The organism is Streptomyces sp. NPDC003456 (genome assembly GCF_042878735.1).
Taxonomy (GTDB): domain Bacteria; phylum Actinomycetota; class Actinomycetes; order Streptomycetales; family Streptomycetaceae; genus Streptomyces.
Genome location: NZ_JBIAOK010000002.1, coordinates 887,438 through 906,377, shown reverse-complemented (window position 1 = coordinate 906,377; position 18,940 = coordinate 887,438). Strand labels below are relative to the sequence as shown.

The window sequence follows — 18,940 nt, the reverse complement described above, 5'->3', positions numbered from 1 at the left end:
GTCCGGTCCTCACCGTTCGTCGTGGTCGCTGTCGCCGCGTGCGGCGTCTTCGAGTTCGCTCAGCACCTGTTCCTCCACCAGGTCCGCCAGGGCGGCGACGGTGCGGTTGACCAGGACGTCGCGGGGCGTGAGGGTCACGCCGAAGGTGTCGTTGGCGCGGGAGGCGATGAGCAGGGCGCGCAGGGAGTCGCCGCCCAGGTCGAAGAAGTCGTCCTCGGCGCCCACGGTGGTCTCCAGGGCTTCCTCCCACAGGGCGGCGACGGCTTCCTCGGTGGGTGTGCGGGGCGGCACGTGCCCGGTGTCCGGCGCCCGGGTCTCCGGGCCGGGGGCGGGCAGCGCGGCGAGGTCGGTCTTGCCGTTCTCCGTGAGCGGGAAGCGGTCCATCGCCACGAACGCCGTGGGCACCATCGGGCCGGGCAGGGTGCGGGCGGCGAAGGCCCGCAGGTCCGCGCCGGCCGGCGGTTCGGCGCCGGGGGCGACGAGCACGTGGGCCACCAGCCGCGGCAGCCCCGGTTCGTCCTCCCGCAGGCTCACCACGGCGTCCAGCACCGCCGGGTGGCGCACCAGGGTCGCCTCCACCTCGCCGGCCTCGATGCGGTGGCCGCGCAGTTTGAGCTGGTGGTCGGTGCGGCCGAGGTAGTGCAGTTCGCCGCGGGCGTCGCGGCGGACCAGGTCGCCGGTGCGGTACATGCGGGTGCCGGGCGGGCCGAACGGGTCGGCGGTGAAGCGGGTCGCCGTCAGGCCGGGGCGGTTCAGGTAGCCGCGGGCCAGGGCCGGTCCGGCGAGCCACAGGTCGCCGGGCACGCCGTCGGGGACGGGCCGCAGGCGTGCGTCGAGGACGTAGGCGGCGGTGGCGGGCAGGGGGCGGCCGATGGGCGGTGCCTCGCCGTCCGGTGCCAGGGGGTCGGACCAGGTGGCGACGACGGTGGCCTCGGTGGGCCCGTAGGAGTTGACCATGCGGTGGTGCGGGGCCCAGCGGGCGGCCAGCTCGGCCCGGCAGGCGTCCGCGCCGACGATGAGGGTGTGCAGGTCGGGCAGGGTGCCGGGGGTGTCCGGCGGGAGGGTGGCCAGTGCGGCCGGGGGCAGCAGGGTGTGGGTGATGCGCGCGCTCCGCAGGACGCCCGCCAGGTCGGCGCCGAGCAGCGGGCCGGGCGGCGGGACGACGAGAGCCGCGCCGTGCGGCAGGGACATGCACAGTTCCAGCACCGAGGCGTCGAAGCTGGGGGTGGCGAAGGCCAGCACGCGGTCCCCGGCGCCGACCCGGTAGTGCGCGGCCTCGGCGGCGGCGAACGCGGCCAGTCCCCGGTGGGTGACGGCGACGCCCTTGGGGGTGCCGGTGGAGCCGGAGGTGTAGATGACGTACGCCGGGTCGTCGAGGTGCAGCGGGCGGGTCCGGTCGGTGTCGGCGGGCCGGTGGCCGGGCGTGCCGTCGGGCGGTGCGGCGAGAAGGCCGGCGACGTCCTCGGCGGTCAGGGTGACGGCGGGGTCGGCGTCGCGCAGCATCAGCGCGACGCGCTCGGCCGGGTAGCCGGGGTCCACCGGGAGGAACGCGGCGCCCGCCTTGGCCACGGCGAGCTGGGCGAGGACCATGTCCGCCGAGCGCGGCAGGACCAGCGCGACGAGGTCGCCGGGCCCCGCCCCGCGTGCGATGAGCCGGTGCGCCAGCAGGTTGGCGCGGGCCTCCGCCTCGGCGAAGGTGAGTGCCGACTCCCCCGCCTCCAGCGCGAGGTGCTCGGGCCAGCGGTCGGCGGCGGACTCGATCAGCACGGGCAGCGTGACCGGGGGCGGCGGCGGAAGGTGCGGGCGGGCGGGGCCGTGCAGCAGCCGGTGGCGCTCGGCGGGCGGCAGGACGTCGACCGCGTGCAGGGGGGTGCGGTCCTCCGTGTCCGCGAGCGCGGTCAGGGTGTGTGTCAGCCGGGCGGCCAGGGCTTCGGCCGTCGTCTCGTCGAAGTAGCGCGGGTCGTGACCGAGTTCCACCGTCAGCTCGTCGCCGGGTGAGATGACCACGGTGAGCGGGTAGTTGGTCGCCTCCCGGGCGTCGAGGCCGTGGACGCGCACGCCGTGCGCGCCCGCGGTGGCGTCGCCGACCGGGTAGTTCTCGAACACCAGGAGGCTGTCGAACAGCGGTGTGCCGGGGGGCAGTTCGCTCCACTGGTGGAGGTCCGTCAGCGACACGTGGTCGAAGCGCCGGTCCTCGGCGCGGGCGGCCTGCAACTCCCGCAGCCAGGCGGTGCACGAGGTGGACTCGTCCACGGTGATCCGCGCGGGCAGGGTGGTGATGAACAGGCCGGTGATGGTGTCGGCGCCCGGCAGGTCGACGGGCCGGCCGGAGACGGTGGTGCCGAAGCACACCTCCCGTCCGCGGCCGGAGCGCGCCAGCAGCAGCGCCCAGGCGCCCTGCACCAGGGTGTTGAGGGTGAGCCGGTGCCGGCGGGCGAAGTCGGCGAGCCGGGCGGTGGCGGCCGCGTCGAGCCGCTGCGACAGCCAGGTGCCCGACCGGGCGGCGGCCCCGGGGGCGGGCCTGCGGTCGTACGGCAGCGGGGTCGGGGCCGCGTACCCGGCGAGGGCGGCCTTCCAGTGCTCCTCGGCGGCGGCGGTGTCCCGGCCGGCCAGCCAGGCGGCGTACTCCGCGAAGGGCCGCCGCCGCGGCACCTCCGGCTCGGCCCCGGCGGCGAGTGCGGCGTGCGCCTGAAGGACGTCCGACAGCACGTGGAAGACGCTCCAGCCGTCCAGCAGCACGTGGTGGAAGGTCCACACCACGCGCACCTCGTCCGGGCCGAGCCGGATCAGCGTGACACGCAGCAGGGGCGGGCGGCCGAGGTCGATGCCGCGGGCCCGGTCCTCGTCGAGCAGCCGCCGCAGCGCGGTCTCCCGGCGCTCCGGGTCGAGATCGCTCCAGTCGAGCCGGGTGACGGGCAGCGGGACGCGGCGGTGCACGGTCTGCAGCGGCACCGGGACCCCGGTCAGGGCGACGGCGGTGCGCAGGACGGGCGTGGTGTCCACGACGTGCTGCCAGGCGTCGGCGAGCAGCGCGGGGTCGCGCACGCCGTCGGCGACGAAGGTGATCTGCTCGACGTACAGGCCCTCGCCGGGCTCGTCCATGCCGTGCACGACCATGCCGGTCTGGGTGGGGGTGAGCGGGTAGACGTCCGTCACGTCACGGCCGTCGCCGACGAGGCGGTCGACGGCGGCCTGGTCCAGGGCGGCCAGCGGATAGTCGGACGGGGTGCGCCCTCCCGCGCCGGGCTCGGCGCAGTGCCCAACGATCCGGCGCAGTTCCTCGGCCGTCTCCTCGGCGAGGCGGGCGACCGTCTCCGGCCGGTGGACCGCGCGGGAGTACGACCAGGTGAATTGGAGCCGCTTGTCGGTGACCCGCCCGAGCACGTCGATCAGGTGGGGCCGGTCCGCGGCGCGGTCCATGCCGCCGGTCAGGCCTCCGTGGGGCGCCCGGAGCAGACCGTCACCGGCCGTGCCGAAGTCCTGCTGTCCCAGGTAGTTGAAGCCCACCTGAGGCAGGGCGGGCAGATCGGGTCCCGCGGGGTGCAGGTGCCGCAGCGCGCCGTAGCCCACTCCCCCGTGCGGGACGGCCCGCAGGTTCTCCTTGACGGTCTTCAGCGCGGTGCCGAGGCCGGCGTCGGGGGGCACGTCGAGGCCGACGGGGAACAGGGTGGTGAACCAGCCGACGGTGCGCGAGAGGTCGACGCCGTCGAAGAGGTCCTCGCGGCCGTGGCCCTCCAGGGCGACCACCACCCGGTCCTGTCCCGTCCAGCGGGCGAGGACCCGGCCGACCGCGCACAGCAGGACGTCGTTGACGCGGGTGCGGTAGGCGTCGGGCACCTCCTTCAGCAGGCGCTCGGTCTCCTCGGCGCCCAGGCTCACCGTCACGGTCTCCTCGTCGGCGGCGGTGTTGCCGCCGGGGAGGTCGGCCGGCAGGGCGGTCGGTTGCAGGGTGCTCCAGTGGGCGATCTCGTCGTCGAAGCCGCCGTCGGCGGTGAGCGCGGCCAGCCGGCGGGCCCAGTCGCGGAAGGAGGTCGTCTTCACGCCCAGGTCGGGGGTGCCGCCGGCGCGCAGTGCCCGGTGGGCGGTGTCCAGGTCCTCCAGGACCACCCGCCAGGACACCGCGTCGACGACCAGGTGGTGGGCGGCCAGCAGCAGGACGGGCGGGCGGTCGCCGTCCCGGTGGCACAGGGCGGCCTTCAGCAGCGGCCCGGCCGCCAGGTCGAACCCGGAGCACAGGGCGGCGGCCACGGCGGCCGGCTCGGCCGGTTCGCGGTGCACCTCCAGGTGCGGCTCGGCGCCGGGCGGGGTGCCCACCTGCCGCCACCGGCCCTCGCCCGCGGGCTCGTACCGCATGCGCAGCGCGTCGTGCTGCTCCAGCACCGCCGCGAGGGCGGCGCGCAGCAGTGTCTCGTCGGTGCCGGGCGCCACCTCGAAGGAGACCGCCTGGGTGAAGCGGGCCGGGTCACCGGTGAGGGTGTCGAACAGCCAGTGCTGCACGGGAGTGAGGGGGACGTCGCCGACGACCGGGCCCTGGTCGGCCGCGGCGGTGGCGGGGCCCGCCGGGGACTCGTCGACCGCGGCGGCGAGTTCGGCGACCGTCTGGTACCGGAACAGGTGGCGGGGTGTGAGGGCCAGTCCGGCCCGGCGGGCCGCGGAGACGATCTGGATGCCGAGGATGGAGTCCCCGCCGAGCGCGAAGTAGTTGTCCGTCGCGCCCACGTCGGCCACGCCGAGCACCTGCGCCCAGATCGCGGCGAGCGTCCGCTCGGTGGCGGTGGCGGGCGGCCTGGTGTCCTGCGGGGTGACGGCGGCGGACCACTCCGGCTGCGGCAGGGCCCGCCGGTCCAGCTTGCCGGTGGCGCCCAGCGGCAGCCGCTCCAGCGGCACCACGGCCGCCGGGACCAGGTGGTCGGGCAGGGTGCGGGCGAGGAAGGCCCGCAGTTCCGACGCCGCCGGCAGGCCGTCGGCACGGGGCACGGCGTAGCCGACGAGGCGTTTGTGGCCGTCGTGCTCCACGACGCGGGCGGCGGCCGCGGCGACCTGCGGGTGCCGGGCCAGCGCGGCCTCCAGCTCGCCGAGTTCGATGCGGAAGCCGCGCACCTTCACCTGGTCGTCGGTACGGCCCAGGTACAGCAGGTCGCCGTCGGCGGTCCAGCGGACCAGGTCGCCGGTGCGGTACATGCGGCTGCCGGGCGGGCCGTAGGGATCGGCGAGGAAGCGCCCGGCGGTCAGGCCGGGCCGGTTCAGGTAGCCGCGGGCCACCCCGGTCCCGGCGAGGTACAGCTCACCGGGCGCCCCGACGGGCACGGGCCGCATGCGGGCGTCGAGGACGTAGGCGCGGGCGCCGCCGACGGGCCGGCCGATGGGCGGGACCCGGTCGGGGTCGGCCGGGTCGCAGGTGAAGGCGGTGGCGTAGACGGTGGCCTCGGTGGGGCCGTAGATGTTCATCACCCGGCAGCCGGGGATCGCCGTACGCACCTGCTGGACGGCGCGGGCGGGCAGGGCCTCGCCCGCCAGGACGACGGTGTCGGCGCCGACGTGCACGGTGTCCTCCGCGAGCAGCCGGCCGAGGGCGGAGGGCACGGCGCTGAGCAGCCCCGCCCGCCACGGCTCGGGCCGCTCGGCGAGGGCCAGCAGGTCGCGGACCACCTCCACCCGGCCCCCGGCGAGCAGCGGCGAGAAGATCTCGAACACCGACACGTCGAAGTTGAGCGAGGTGGACGCCACGACGTGGGCCAGTCCGCGGCCGGTGAACTCGGCGGCCGCCCAGTCGGTCAGCGCCACCACCGAGGCGTGCGGGACGACGACGCCCTTGGGCCGGCCGGTGGAGCCGGAGGTGTGGATGACGTAGGCCGGGTGGTCCGGCAGCAGCGCGGCGCGCCGCTCGCCGTCGCCGACGGGTGCGGCGGACGCGGCCGCCAGCCGGCCGGCGCAGGCCGGGTCGTCCAGGGCGATCCGCGTGTACGGGCCGTCCGGCAGCCGCGCGGAGGTCTCCGCACAGGTGATGACGGCGTCGGGGCGTACGTCCTCGAAGAGGAAGGCGATGCGCTCCGCCGGGTAGCCGGGGTCGACCGGCAGGTAGGCGGCGCCGCTCTTGAGGACCGCGAGGAGTGCCACGATCAGGTCGGCAGTGCGGGGCAGGGCCAGGGCCACGAACCGCTCGGGTCCGGCTCCGGCCTCGATCAGCAGGCGGGCGAGCCGGTTGGCGCGCCGGTCGAGCTGCCGGTAGGTGAGGTGGTCGGCGCCGGCGGTGACGGCGGGCGCGTCCGGGGTGCGGGCGGCCCGGTCCGCGAAGACGTCCGGGAGGGTGCGCCGCGGGAGCCGCGCGCCCGGTCCGGCGAGGCGGTCCAGCAGGCGGCGCCCGTCGGCCGGTTCGAGCGGGGTGAGGTCGGCCAGGCCGCGGCCGGCGTCGGCGGCGATCTGCGTCAGGAGCGTGCGCAGGCTCGCGCCGATCCCCTCGACGGTGGCCGCGTCGAAGGAGGCCGGGTCGTAGTCGAGGCTCACGGTGACGTCGTCGCCGGGGGCGACGACCACGCTGAGCGCGTAGCTGGTCGGCTCGACGTCGCGCTCCTGCTCGACGGCGAGTCCGTGCCGGGCGAGGGCGCCCGCGTCGAACGGGTAGTTCTCGAAGACGACGATGCTGTCGAACAGGCCGGTGCCGCCGGGCACCTCGCTCCACGACTGCAGCTGGGCGAGGGACACGAAGTCGTGGCGGCGCGCTTCGGACTGGGCGGCCTGCAGGTCGCGCAGCCACTCCAGCAGGGGGCGCCGCCGGTCGACGCGCAGGCGGGTGGGCAGGGTGTTGATGAACAGGCCCACCATGGAGGTCACGCCCGGCAGTTCGGCCGGGCGGCCGGACACGGTCGTGCCGAAGACGACGTCGTCGCCGCCGCCGTAGTGGTGCAGCAGCAGTCCCCAGGCGCCCTGGAGCACCGTGTTGACGGTCAGTCCGGCCCGCTGGGCGGTGTCCCTCAGCCGTGCCGACACCTCCGTGCCGAGGGTCACCCGCACCGTGCCCGAGGAGGACGCGCGGTGGGCGTCGGCGGGGCGCCGGTCGCGGGGCAGTTCGGTGGGCACGGCGAATCCGGCGAGGGTGTCGCGCCAGTGCCGTTCCGCGCGGGCGGTGTCCTGGCCGCCCAGCCACTCCAGGTAGCGGGCGAAGGGGGCCCGGTCGGGCACCTGCGGGCGGCGGCCGGCGGTCCGGGCCGCGTACCGCTCGCACACCTCGTCGAAGACCTGGGCCGCGCTCCAGCCGTCGAGGAGCACGTGGTGGAACGTCCACACCATGCGCACCCGGTCGGGTGCCAGCCGGATCAGCGCGAGCCGCATCAGCGGGGCCGCGCCGAGGTCGATGCCGGCCTCGCGGTCGGCGTCGAGCAGCGCTTCAGTGTCGTGCGCGCACCGCTCGGGGGTCCGGCCGGTCCAGTCGTGGTGGGTGACCGGCACGGCGGCCCGCCGCTCGGCCACCTGCAGGGGTTCGGCCGTCTCCTGCCACACCAGGCGGGTGCGCAGGATCGCGTTGGCGTCCGCCGTGTCCTGCCATGCGGCGGCGAGGGCCTGCGGGTCGGTGACGCCGTGCAGGACGACCTGCACCTGGTTGACGTAGGTGCGGCCCCGGGGGTCCAGGAGGCTGTGGAACAGCATGCCCGCCTGCATCGGGGTCAGCGGGTACACGTCCTCGACGGTGCGGCCGTCGCCCACGACCCGGTCCACGGCCGCCTGGTCGAGCCGGGCCAGCGGGAAGTCCGAGGGGGTGCGGCCGCCTGCGAGCGGGGCGGCGCAGTGCGCGACGATCTCCTCCAGGGAGCGCAGCATGCCCGTGGCGAGGGCGGCGACGGTCTCCTCGCGGTGGCGGCCGCCGCTGTAGTGCCAGGTGATCTCCAGCTCGTCGTCCTCGACGCGGGCCACCACGTCCAGCAGGTGCGGGCGCGGCGCCCCGGGGTCCTCCGCTCCGTCGAGGCCGCCGGGCACGGCCCGCACGAGCTGGGCGTCGGGGGCGGACCAGTCGAACCGGCCCAGGTAGTTGAAGCTGATGCCGGGCAGCGGCGCGGCGGCGAGCCGCTCGTCTCCCGCGAGGTGGCGCAGTGCGCCGTAGCCGATGCCCCGGTCGGGCACGGCCCGCAGCTGCTCCTTCACGGCCTTCAGCGCGGCGCCCCAGTCTCCCTCGGGCAGGTCGAGGGCGACCGGGTGGAGGCTGGTGAACCAGCCGACCGTGCGGGACAGGTCGACGTCGTCGAAGTGCCGGTCCTCGCGGCCGTGCCCCTCCAGGCCCACGGCGACGGTGCTGCGGCCGGTCCAGCCGGCCAGGACGCGGCCGAGGGCGGTCAGCAGGACGTCGTCGATCCGGGTGCGGTACACGCCGGGCACCTTGCGCAGGAGGTCCTCGGTGCGCCGGCGGTCCAGGCGTACGGTCACCGCGCGCAGGTCGGCGACGGTGTTGCCGCCGTCGAGGTCCGCCGGAAGGGGCTCGGCGCAGTGCCGGGCGACGGCGGCCCAGTGGGCGCGCTGCGGGGCGAGGTCCGCGTCGCCGGTCCGGGCGGTGAGCCGCCGCACCCAAGCGCGTACGGACGTGGTGCGCTGCGGCAGCCGGACCGGCTCGCCGGCCCGGGCCTGCCGGTAGGCCGTCTCCAGGTCCTCCAGCAGGACGCGCCAGGAGACGCCGTCGACGATCAGGTGATGGGCCGTCAGCAGCAGGCGCGGGGGCCGCTCGCCGCCGGTGAGGAGTCGCGCGGCGATCAGCGGTCCGGTGTCCAGCCGGAAGCCCGTGTGCGCCTCGTGGGTGAGGCGGGCCTCGGCCTGTGCGGCGGCGGGGGCGTCCTGGCCGCTCAGGTCGTGCACCCGCAGCAGTTCCGGCGGGTCGGCGTCGGCGGTGGCGTAGTGCTGGCGCCAGGTGCCGTCCGCGTCGCGGGTGAAGCGGGCGCGCAGGGCGTCGTGGTGGGTCCACAGCGCGGCCAGGGCGGCGCGCAGCGCGCCGGGGTCGACGTCCTCGCCCGTCTCGACCACCACCGACTGGTTGAAGTACTCCGGGCGCGGGAGTCCGGCGTCGAGGAACCAGTGCTGGATCGGGGTGAGCGGGACCTCCCCCGACACCGGCCCGGTGTCCGCGACGGTCGGGGCGGCGCCGGTCGAGGCGGCGGCCAGGTCGGCGAGCACCGGGTGGCGGAACAGGTCCCTCGGGGTCAGTGCCAGCCCGGCGGTGCGGGCCCGGGAGACGACCTGGATGCTGACGATCGAGTCGCCGCCCAGCATGAAGAAGTGGTCGTCGAGACCGACGCGTTCGACCCCCAGGAGCTCGGCCCAGATGCCGGCGAGCACCTGTTCGGCCTCGGTGCGCGGCGGGCGGTGGGCGGCGTCGGCCGCGGCCGACCACTCGGGGGCGGGCAGCCGCCGCCGGTCGACCTTGCCGTTCGCGGTCAGGGGCAGCTCGGGCAGGGTGACGAAGGCGGCCGGGACCATGTAGTCGGGCAGTTCGGCGGCGACGTGGTCGCGCAGCACGGCCGCCTGCGGCACGTCCGCGCCGGCGGCCGGGACGAGGTGGGCGACCAGGCGCTTGCGTCCCTCGTGCCGGGACACCGACACCACCGCCTCGGCGACCGCCGGGTGGGCGGTGAGCCGGGCCTCGATCTCGGCGGGCTCGACGCGGAAGCCGCGGATCTTGATCTGGTCGTCGGCGCGTCCCACGAAGTGCAGTTCGCCGTCATCGCTCCAGCGCACAATGTCGCCGGTGCGATACATGCGTCCGCCGGGCGGTCCGTAGGGGTCGGCCAGGTAGCGGGCCGCGGTGGCGCCGGGGCGTCCGGTGTAGCCACGGGCCAGACCGGCACCCGCGAGGTACAACTCGCCAGGTACGCCGGGTGGTTGGGGCTGGAGTGCGCCGTCCAGGACGTAGGCGCGGGTGTCGTCGAGGGGGCGGCCGATGGGGAGTGCCGCGGGCAGGGTGTCACCGGCGTGGAAGGCCCGGCGGGTGGCGAAGGTGGTGGTCTCGGTCGGGCCGTACACGTCGACGACGGTGAGGCCGGGGCAGGCGTCCAGCACGCGCCGGACGGCGGCGCCGGGCACGGCCTCCCCGCCCGTCCACACCTCGCGGGCACCGCGCAGGCAGGCGGGGTCCTCCTGGGCGAACAGCCGGAACAGGCCGATCGTCAGGAAGACGCAGGTCACGCCCTGCTCGGTGATCGCGTGGCGGACGGCGGCGGCGTCGAGGTCACCGGGCGGGGCGAGGACGGCCGTGCCGCCGCGCAGCAGGGGCACCCACAGCTCGTAGGTGGAGGCGTCGAAGGCGTGCGGCGAATGCACCAGGACGAGGTCGTGGCCGGCGAAGGCACGGTCGAGGGCGAGCGCGGCGACGTCCCGCTGCCGTACGGCCACGCCCTTGGGGGCGCCGGTGGAGCCCGAGGTGAACATGAGGTACTGGACGTTGTCCGGGTGGACGCGCGGCACGGCGGCGAGGTCCGCGGTCGGTCCCTCGGTGTCCAGGTCCGGGCGCAGGACGCGCCCTTCGGGGAGGAGGTCCGCGGCGGTCTCCTGCCACGCGGAGTCCGTGAGCAGCAGGCCGGCGCCGGCCTCCGCGAGCATCGTGCGCAGCCGTTCCCGGGGGGCGCGGCCGTCGAGCGGGACGTACACGCCGCCGAGGCGGGCGAGGGCGAGCTGGGCGACCACCAGGGCGGGCGAGCGGTCCATCAGCACGCCGACGGCGGCCTCCGGCCGCACCCCGAACGCGGCCAGCCGGCCGGCCAGGGCCGTCACCCGGGTGTCGAGGTCGCGGTAGGTCAGCCGCTCGGCGCCGGCCAGCAGCGCCACGGCGCCGGGGGTGCGGTCCACCTGCGCGGCGAAAAGGTCCGCGGTGGTCGTCGCGGGGGCGCCGGTGGCCGTGTCGTTCCACGTGCGCAGCACCTGCTCGCGGCGGGCCGGGGTCAGCAGGGACAGGCGGGCCGGGGCGCTGTGCGGGGTGGCGGCGAAGCCGTGCAGCAGGACGGTGAGGTGTTCGGCCATCCGCTCGACGGTGCGGGCGTCGAAGAGGTCCGGGTCGTAGCCGAGGCGCAGGGCGAGTTCCGCGCCGGGGTAGGCGACCAGGCTGAGCGGGTAGTTGGTGGTCTCGATCCCCTCCAGGCCGGTCAGCGTCAGGCCGTGCGCCGCGGCGAGGCCGTCGTCGACCGGGTAGTTCTCGAACACGACGATGCTGTCGAAGAGCGCGGCCCGCTCGGGCAGGTCGGTGTACGCCGTCATCCGGTGCAGCGGGACGTGGTCGTGGCGCCGGTCCTCGCTCTGCTCCTGCTGGAGCCGGGCCAGCCAGGTGAGCAGCGGCTCCTCGCGCGGCACCGCCACACGGGTGGGCAGGGTGGCGATGAACAGGCCGGTGATGGCGTCGGAGCCGGGCAGCTCGGGCGGCCGTCCGGAGACGGTGGTGCCGAAGACCACCTCGTCGCGGCCCGCCTGACGGCTCAGCAGCACGGCCCAGGCGCCCTGGACGAGGGTGTTGATCGTCAGCCCCGCCGTCCTGGCCACGTCCTCCAGCGCCTTGGTGGCCGCCTCGGGCAGAGTGACGCGCACCGCGGCCGTCGATTCCGCGCGGTGGCTCTCGCGGGGCTCGCGGTCGAAGGGCAGCGCGGTGGTCTCGCTCAGGCCGTTCAGGCGTGCGCGCCAGTGCCGTTCGCCCTCGGCGGCGTCGGCGTGCTCGCGCAGCCAGGCGACGTGGTCGCGGAAGGGGCGGCGCTCGGGCAGGCTCACCCGCGTGCCGCCGGACAGTGCCGCGTGGCAGGCGAACACGTCGGAGAGGACCTGGAACAGGCTCCAGCCGTCCAGGATCAGGTGGTCGAAGGACCACACGACGCGCACCGCGCGGTCGGAGACCCGGGCCAGCACCAGGCGCTGGAGCGGGGCGCGGGTCAGGTCGACGCCCCGGGCGCGGTCGCGGTCGAGCAGGTCGCGCAGCCGCTCGTCCCGCTCGGCGGTGGTCAGGCCGCGCCAGTCGGCGTACTCCACCGGCACGGCTGCCCGCCGCTGCACCACCAGCAGCGGCTCGGGCACGTCCTCCCACACCACGCGCGAACGCAGCACGGGGGTGCGGTCGGTGACCTCCTGCCAGGCGTCCGTCAGCACCCGCGGGTCGGGCACGCCGTCCAGGACGAAGGTCAACTGCTGGAAGTACACACCGCGATCGGCCTGGGAGAGCCGGTGGAAGAGCATGCCGGACTGGGTGGGCGTGAGCGGGTGGACGTCCTCCAGACCGGCCGGGTCCTCCCCCGCGATGCGGTCGACCTGGCTCTGGTCGAGCCGGGCGAGCGGGAAGTCCGAGGGGGTGCGGCCGGCGGCTCCGGGGCGGGCCGCGTGCCGGGCGAGGCCGGCCAGCGCGTCGGCGTGGCGCCGCGCGAGGCCGGCGACGGTCTCCGGCCGGTGCAGCCGGTCGGAGTAGAACCAGGTGAACTCCAGGCTGTCGCCGTCCAGGCGGCCCACGACCTCCAGGGGGTGCGGGCGGGTCGACGCGGGGTCGGCGTCCAGCTCCAGCGGGCGGACCAGCCCCCGGAACAGGCCCTCGGAGGTCTCGGACAGGCCGAACCGGCCCAGGTAGTTGAAGCTGACTTGCGCGCTGGTCGCCGGGAGGGGTGCCCCGTCGCGGCCCGGCAGGGTGAGGGCGCCGTGGCCGATGCCGTGCCGGGGCACGGCGCGCAGGTGTTCCTTGACCTGCTTGAGGACGCCGTCCCAGTCCGCCTCGGGCGGGACGGCCAGGGCGACCGGGTGGCGGGTGGTGAACCAGCCGACGGTGCGGCTGGTGTCGACGTCGGGGAAGAGGTCCTCCCGGCCGTGCCCTTCGACGTCGACCAGGACCCGCTCGTGTCCGCTCCAGCCGCACAGCACCCGGCCGAGGGCGGCGAGCAGGACGTCGTTGGCCTGCGTGCGGTACGTCTCGGGCAGGGTCCGCAGCAGCAGGTCGGTGTCCTCGGGGCCGATCCGCACCGTCACCGAGCGCTGGGAGGCGTAGGTGGCGGTGCCCTCCCGGTCGGCGGGCAGGGCCGCTCCGGCGCCTTCGGTCTGCCGGGTCCAGTACGCCTTCTCCGCGTCGAAGCCGCCGGCCGCGGTGTGGCCGGCCAGGCGCTCGGCCCACTGCCGCAGCGGGGAGGACTTGCGGGGCAGCGCGGCCGCGCCGTCCCGGCCCTCGCGGCGGGCTTCGTAGGCGCGTTCGAGGTCGTCGAGGAGCAGGCGCCAGGAGACGCCGTCGACGACGAGGTGGTGGACCGACAGGTGCAGGACGGGCGGCCGTCCCTCGCCCCGGTCGTGCAGGACGGCGCGCAGCAGCGGACCGCGGCTCAGGTCGTAGGGGCCGAGGTGCGGGGTGTCGGTGTCCGGGCCGGTGTGGCGGACGAGGCGGCAGGGCGCGGCCGGGCCGTCGATCAGCCACCGCATGCCCGCCCCGTCGGTGAGGAAGCGGGAGCGCAGCGCGTCGTGGTGGGAGACCACGTCGTCGAGGGCGGCCCGCAGCGCGTTCTCCTCGACGCCGGCGGGCAGTTCCACCGACAGGGTCTGGGCGAAGTGCCCGGCCCGCTCGGCGGCGCTGTCGAAGAGCCAGTGCTGGATGGGTGTCAGCGGTGCGGTGCCGGTGGCCTCGACGGGGGCGGAGGGGGCGGTTCTGCGCCGGCGGCCCGTCTCGTCGGCGCGGCGGGCCAGGGCGGCGAGCGTCTGGTACTGGTAGACGTCCCGCGAGGTGAGGGTCAGGCCCGCCTGCCGGGCCTGCGCCACGACCTGGATGCTGAGGATGGAGTCGCCGCCCAGGGCGAAGAAGTTGTCGTCCGCGCCGACCCGCTCCACGTGCAGGACGCCGGCCCAGATGGCGGCGAGGCTCCGTTCGGTGGGGGTGCGCGGCGCGATGTGGCGGGCCGCGTGTGCGGCCGGGGCCGGGTCGGGGAGCCGGCCCCGGTCCAGTTTGCCGTTGGGGTTGAGGGGCAGGGCGGGCAGCACCACGACGGCCGCGGGGACCATGTAGTCGGGCAGGGTGCGCCCGAGTTCACGGCGCACGGCCTCGGGCTCCACCTCGGCGCCGGGGGCGGGCACCACGTATCCGGCGAGGCGGCGGTGGCCGTCGCCCTCGCGGACCGTGGCGGCGGCCTCGGCGACACCCGCGCACGCGCGCAGGGCCTCCTCGACCTCACCGAGTTCGATGCGGAAGCCGCGCACCTTGACCTGCTCGTCGGCGCGGCCGAGGTACTCCAGCCGCCCGTCCGCGCTCCAGCGGACCAGGTCGCCCGTGCGGTACATGCGGTCCCCGGGCGCGCCGAACGGGTCGGCGACGAAACGCGCGGCGGTCAGGCCGGGGCGGTGCAGGTACCCGCGCGCGAGTCCGCCACCGCCCAGGTACAGCTCGCCGGTGACGCCCGGCGGCTGGGGGCGCAGCAGGCGGTCCAGCACGTAGGCGCGGGTGCGGGCGATGGGACGGCCTATGGGCGGGGCCTGCTCGGGGACGGTGCCGCCGGCGAACCAGGCGGTCGCGTAGACGGTGGCCTCGGTGGGGCCGTAGATGTTCGCCACCTCGGCCGCGGGCATGGCGTCCTTGATGTCCCGTACGGTCCGGGCGGGCAGGGCCTCGCCGGCCAGGACGACGGTGTCGGCCTGGAGGGTTCCGTCACCGCCGAGCACCCGGGACAGCGCGGACGGCACACCGCTGAGCAGTCCGACCCGGCGCGGGAGGGAGCCGTCGGCCGGGGCTGAGCCGTGGGGCGATCCGGAGCCGTCGGCCGGTCCGGAGCCGTCGGCCGGTCCAGAGCAGTCGGCCAGGGCGGGGAGGTCGGCGAGGGCGGTGAGGTCGGCGACCACTTCGACACCGCCCCCGGCCAGCAGGGGGCACAGCAGCTCGAAGACGGACACGTCGAAGTTGAGGGAGGTGGAGGCGACGACGTGGGCGAACCCTTGCGCACCGAACGTCTCCCCGGCCCAGGCGGCCAGTGCGGCCACGCTGCGGTGGGTGACGACCACGCCCTTCGGCCGGCCGGTGGAGCCGGAGGTGTAGATGACGTAGGCGGGGTGGTCCGGGTGGAGCGGCGCCGTACGGTCGGCGTCGGTGAGATCGGCGTCGCCGGTGCCGGCGTCCGTCGGGGCCGGGCCGTCGGTGCGGGCCCGAGCCGGGTCCGCGGCGTCGGCGAGGAAGGGCGCCACGTCCTCCAGCAGCAGCGGCTCGCAGTCCCCGGGGAGCGCGTGCGCCGTGTCCCGGGTGGCGAGGACGAGGGCTGGGGCGGCGTCGGCGAGCATGAAGCGGATGCGCTCGGCCGGGTAGGCGGGGTCGACGGGCAGGTAGCCGGCACCGGACTTCAGGACGGCCCACAGCGCCGGCAGCAGGTCGGCGGTGCGCGGCAGGCACAGCGCGACCAGCGACTCCGGTCCCGCGCCGCGTGCCGCCAGGAGGCGGGCGAGGCGGTTGGCGCGCCGGTTCAGCCCGGTGTAGTCCAGCCGGGTCCCGCCGCAGGTCACCGCCGTCCGGCCGGGCGTCCGGGTCACCTGCTCCTCGAAGAGCGCGGGGAGCGTGGCACCGCCGGCCCGGTCCCGGTCCGGCACGGGCGGGTTCCAGGACTCCAGGAGCACGCGGCGCTCCTCGTCGGACAGCAGCGGGAGGTCGGCCAGCGTCCGCTGCGGCCCGTCCGCCATGCCGTCGAGCAGGTGGTGCAGCTGACGGGCCATCCGGGCGGCGGTCGCCGCCTCGAACAGGTCGGTGTTGTACTCGACCGTCAGCTCGTGCCCGCCGTCCGGGCGCGGCGCGAACTCCAGCACGAGGTCGAAGCGGGCGGCCGGGCGGGGCAGCGGATGGTCCTCGATGCGCAGCCCGGCGGCGGCCGGCGGCCGGGCGGGGGCCGCCTGCTGCACCACCAGCGCCTGCACCAGCGGGGTGCGGCTGGGGTCCCGGGGCGGGGCCAGTTCCTCCACCACCCGGTCGAAGGGCACGCCGTCGTGGGCGAACGCGTCCAGCACGGTCGCGCGCACGGTCTGCACGAAGCGGTCCACCGTGGCGGCGTCGTCGACCTCGCCGCGCAGCACGACGGTGTTGGCGAAGAAGCCCGTCACGTCCTCCAGTTCACGGCGGTCGCGCCCGTTGGTGACGGTGCCGAACGCCACGTCCCGCTGCCCCGAGCAGCGGGCGAACAGCACCGCGGCCGCCGCGGCGAACACCGTGAAGACGGTGGTGTCACGGCCGGCGGCCAACTGCCGCAGCCGCTCCACCAGCGCGCGCGGCAGGTCGTGGCGGTGCGCCGCGCCCGCGCTGGTGCGCACGGCGGGGCGCGGCCGGTCGGTGGGCAGGTCGAGCTGCTGGAGGCCGGCGAGGTGGCGCTTCCAGTAGGCAAGGTCGTCGGCGTGGGCGCCGGCGGTGTGCCGCTCGCGCTCCCACAGTGCGAAGTCGGGGTACTGCACGTCCTGCCGGGGCAGGCCGTCGGGTTCGCCCGTGGCCTCGGCGCGGTAGAGCGCCGCCAGGTCCCGGGTGAGGACGCCGACCGACCAGCCGTCGGTGACGATGTGGTGCTGGGCCAGCAGCAGGACGTGGTCCTCCGGTGCACGGCGGACGAGCAGTGCCCGCGTCAGGGGCCCGGTCGTCAGGTCATGGGGCCGGCGCAGTTCCTCGGTCAGCAGCTCCTCGACGGCCCGGTCCCGCCGGTCGGCGGGCACGTGCCCGACGTCGGCGGTGCTCAGCGGCACATCCGCCTCGGCGGCGACGTGTTGGACCCCCTGTCCGTCGACGGTGGCGAAGGTGGTGCGCAGGGAGTCGTGGCGGGCGGCGAGCCGGTGCAGGGCGCGTCGCAGGGCCGGCGTGTCGAGGGGGCCGCGCAGTCGCAGCGCCACGCCGGTGTTGTACTCGGTGCCGCCGTCGGCGAGGTCGTCGAGGAACCACAGGCGCCGCTGTGCGCCGGAGAGCGGGACGGGCTGCGAACGCGGCGCGGCGGGGATCGGCTCCGGCGGGGCGCCGGCGCACGGCCCGGCCGTCAGGGGGGCGAGCGCGGCGACGGTCCGGGCCGTGAACACGTCGCGCAGGGAGAGCCGGGCGCCGAGCGCGTCCCGGACGCGGGTCAGGGTGCGGGCGGCGAGGATCGAGTCGCCGCCCAGGTCGAAGAAGTCGTCGGTGACGCCGACGGCGTCGACGCCGAGGACGTCGGCCCAGATCGCGGCCAGGACGTGTTCTTCGCGGGTGCGCGGTGCGACGTGCTGCTCGGCGGCCACGCCGCCGGGGGCGGGCAGTGCCCGCAGATCGATCTTGTGCTGCGGGGTGAGCGGCAGCGCGTCGAGCACGACGACGGCCGAGGGCACCATGTGGGCCGGCAGGGCGGCGGTGAGGGCGGCGCGCAGCCGGGCCGGGTCGGGCCCGCGCGCGGGATCGGCGGGGGTGACGTAGCCGATGAGGCGGCCGCGGGCGGGCTCCTCGTCGCGGACCACGACGACGGCCTCGCGGACGAGCGGGTCGCGGAGCAGGGCGGCCTCGATCTCGCCGGGCTCGATGCGGAAGCCGCGCACCTTGACCTGCCGGTCGACCCGGCCGAGGAACTCCAGCTCGCCGTCGGCGCGTCGGCGCACCCGGTCGCCGGTGCGGTAGAGGCGGGCGCCGGGCGGCCCGGAGGGGTGGGCGACGAACCGGGTCGCGGTCAGGCCGGGGCGGCCCAGGTAGCCGCGGGCCAGACCGTCGCCGCCGACGTACAGTTCGCCCTCGCTGCCGGGCGGCACCGGGCGCAGTGCCGCGTCCAGGGCGTGGGCCTCGGTGCCGGGCAGCGGGCCGCCGATGGCGGGTGTCCCGGTGTGGGGGGCCAGCGGCCCGGTCCAGGTGGCGACGATGGTCGCCTCGGTCGGACCGTAGGAGTTGATCATGCGGCGGCCGGGTGCCCACCGGTCGACGAGCGCGGCCGGGCACGCCTCGGCGCCGACGATCAGGGTGCGCAGCGCGGGCAGGCCGCCGATGCCGGCCGGGTCGGGCAGTGTGGCGAGGGCGGCCGGCGGTATGAGGGTGTGGCTGATGCGGTGTTCGTCGAGGACGGCGGCGAGTTCGTCACCCAGCCACGGTCCGTGCGGCGGGATCACCAGCGTGGCGCCGGAGAGCACCGAGATGAACAGTTCGAGCACGGAGGCGTCGAAGCTGGGCGAGGAGAACTGCAGTACGCGGTCGCCGGGGCCGACGGCGTAGTGTTCGGCGGCCGCCGCGGCGAAACCGGCGATGCCGCGGTGGGTGACGGTGACACCCTTGGGGGTGCCGGTGGAGCCCGAGGTGAAGATGACGTACGCCGCGTGGTCGAGGAGCGTCCGGTGGGGGGCGAATGCCTCCTCCCTGTGCCGCCCGTCCGCGTCGTCCAGCAGGGCGCGGACCCGGTCCGGGTCGTCCAGGACGACGGCGGGCGAGGCGTCGGCGAGCATCAGGGCCCGTCGTGGGGCCGGATAGCCGGGGTCGACGGGGAGGAAGGCGGCGCCGGTGAGCGCCACCGCCAGTTCGGCGGCGATCAGCTCCATCGAGCGGGGCAGGACCAGCGCCACCGTCCGCTCCGGCCCGGCGCCGCTCGCTGCCAGGTGGGCGGCGAGCCGGCCGGCCCGCCGGGCCAGCTCGCCGTACGACCAGGTGCGCCGGCCGTCGGTGACCGCCGGGGCGTCCGGATCGGACGTCGCCCGTCCGGCGAACAGCTCACCGAGCGACAGGTGAGGGGGGATGTCATCGGCGGGGGCCGGGGGGGCTACGGAGGCGGGCAGGGCGGGGCGCTGGGCATGCAGATCCGTCATCGGCGTGCAGTCCTTCGGGCGTGGGGGCGGCGCGCGGACACACCCCGCCGCTCTCGGGCGGCCCGTGGGCACACCGGAGCGGAAGCGGGGGTCCTCGCGTACGGAGCTGGTGCGGGGCGCGGTCGGCCTGACCCGTGCCACGCGCGGTCGGGCCGTGCGGTCGCGCGCGGTGGGACGGCGCGGACGGACGCGCGGCCGGACGACGCGTGCGCGG

The 18,940-nt window shown here is 76.4% G+C and carries 1 protein-coding gene; it reads right to left on the bottom strand.

Features of this window, described 5'->3' with window-relative positions; all coding sequences use genetic code 11:
• Positions 1-9 precede the first annotated feature (9 nt).
• Positions 10-18,726 carry a non-ribosomal peptide synthase/polyketide synthase gene (locus ACFYWG_RS09675; RefSeq protein ID WP_389200372.1) on the bottom strand — a complete coding sequence of 6,239 codons (18,717 nt, stop codon included), beginning with the start codon at positions 18,724-18,726 and terminating at the stop codon, positions 10-12.
• Between the last annotated feature and the right edge of the window lie 214 nt (positions 18,727-18,940).

Bases quoted from the DNA above. Each gene is read 5' to 3' on its own strand.
- ACFYWG_RS09675 (WP_389200372.1), bottom strand. From the start codon at position 18,726: ATGACGGATCTGCATGCCCAGCGCCCCGCCCTGCCCGCCTCCGTAGCC.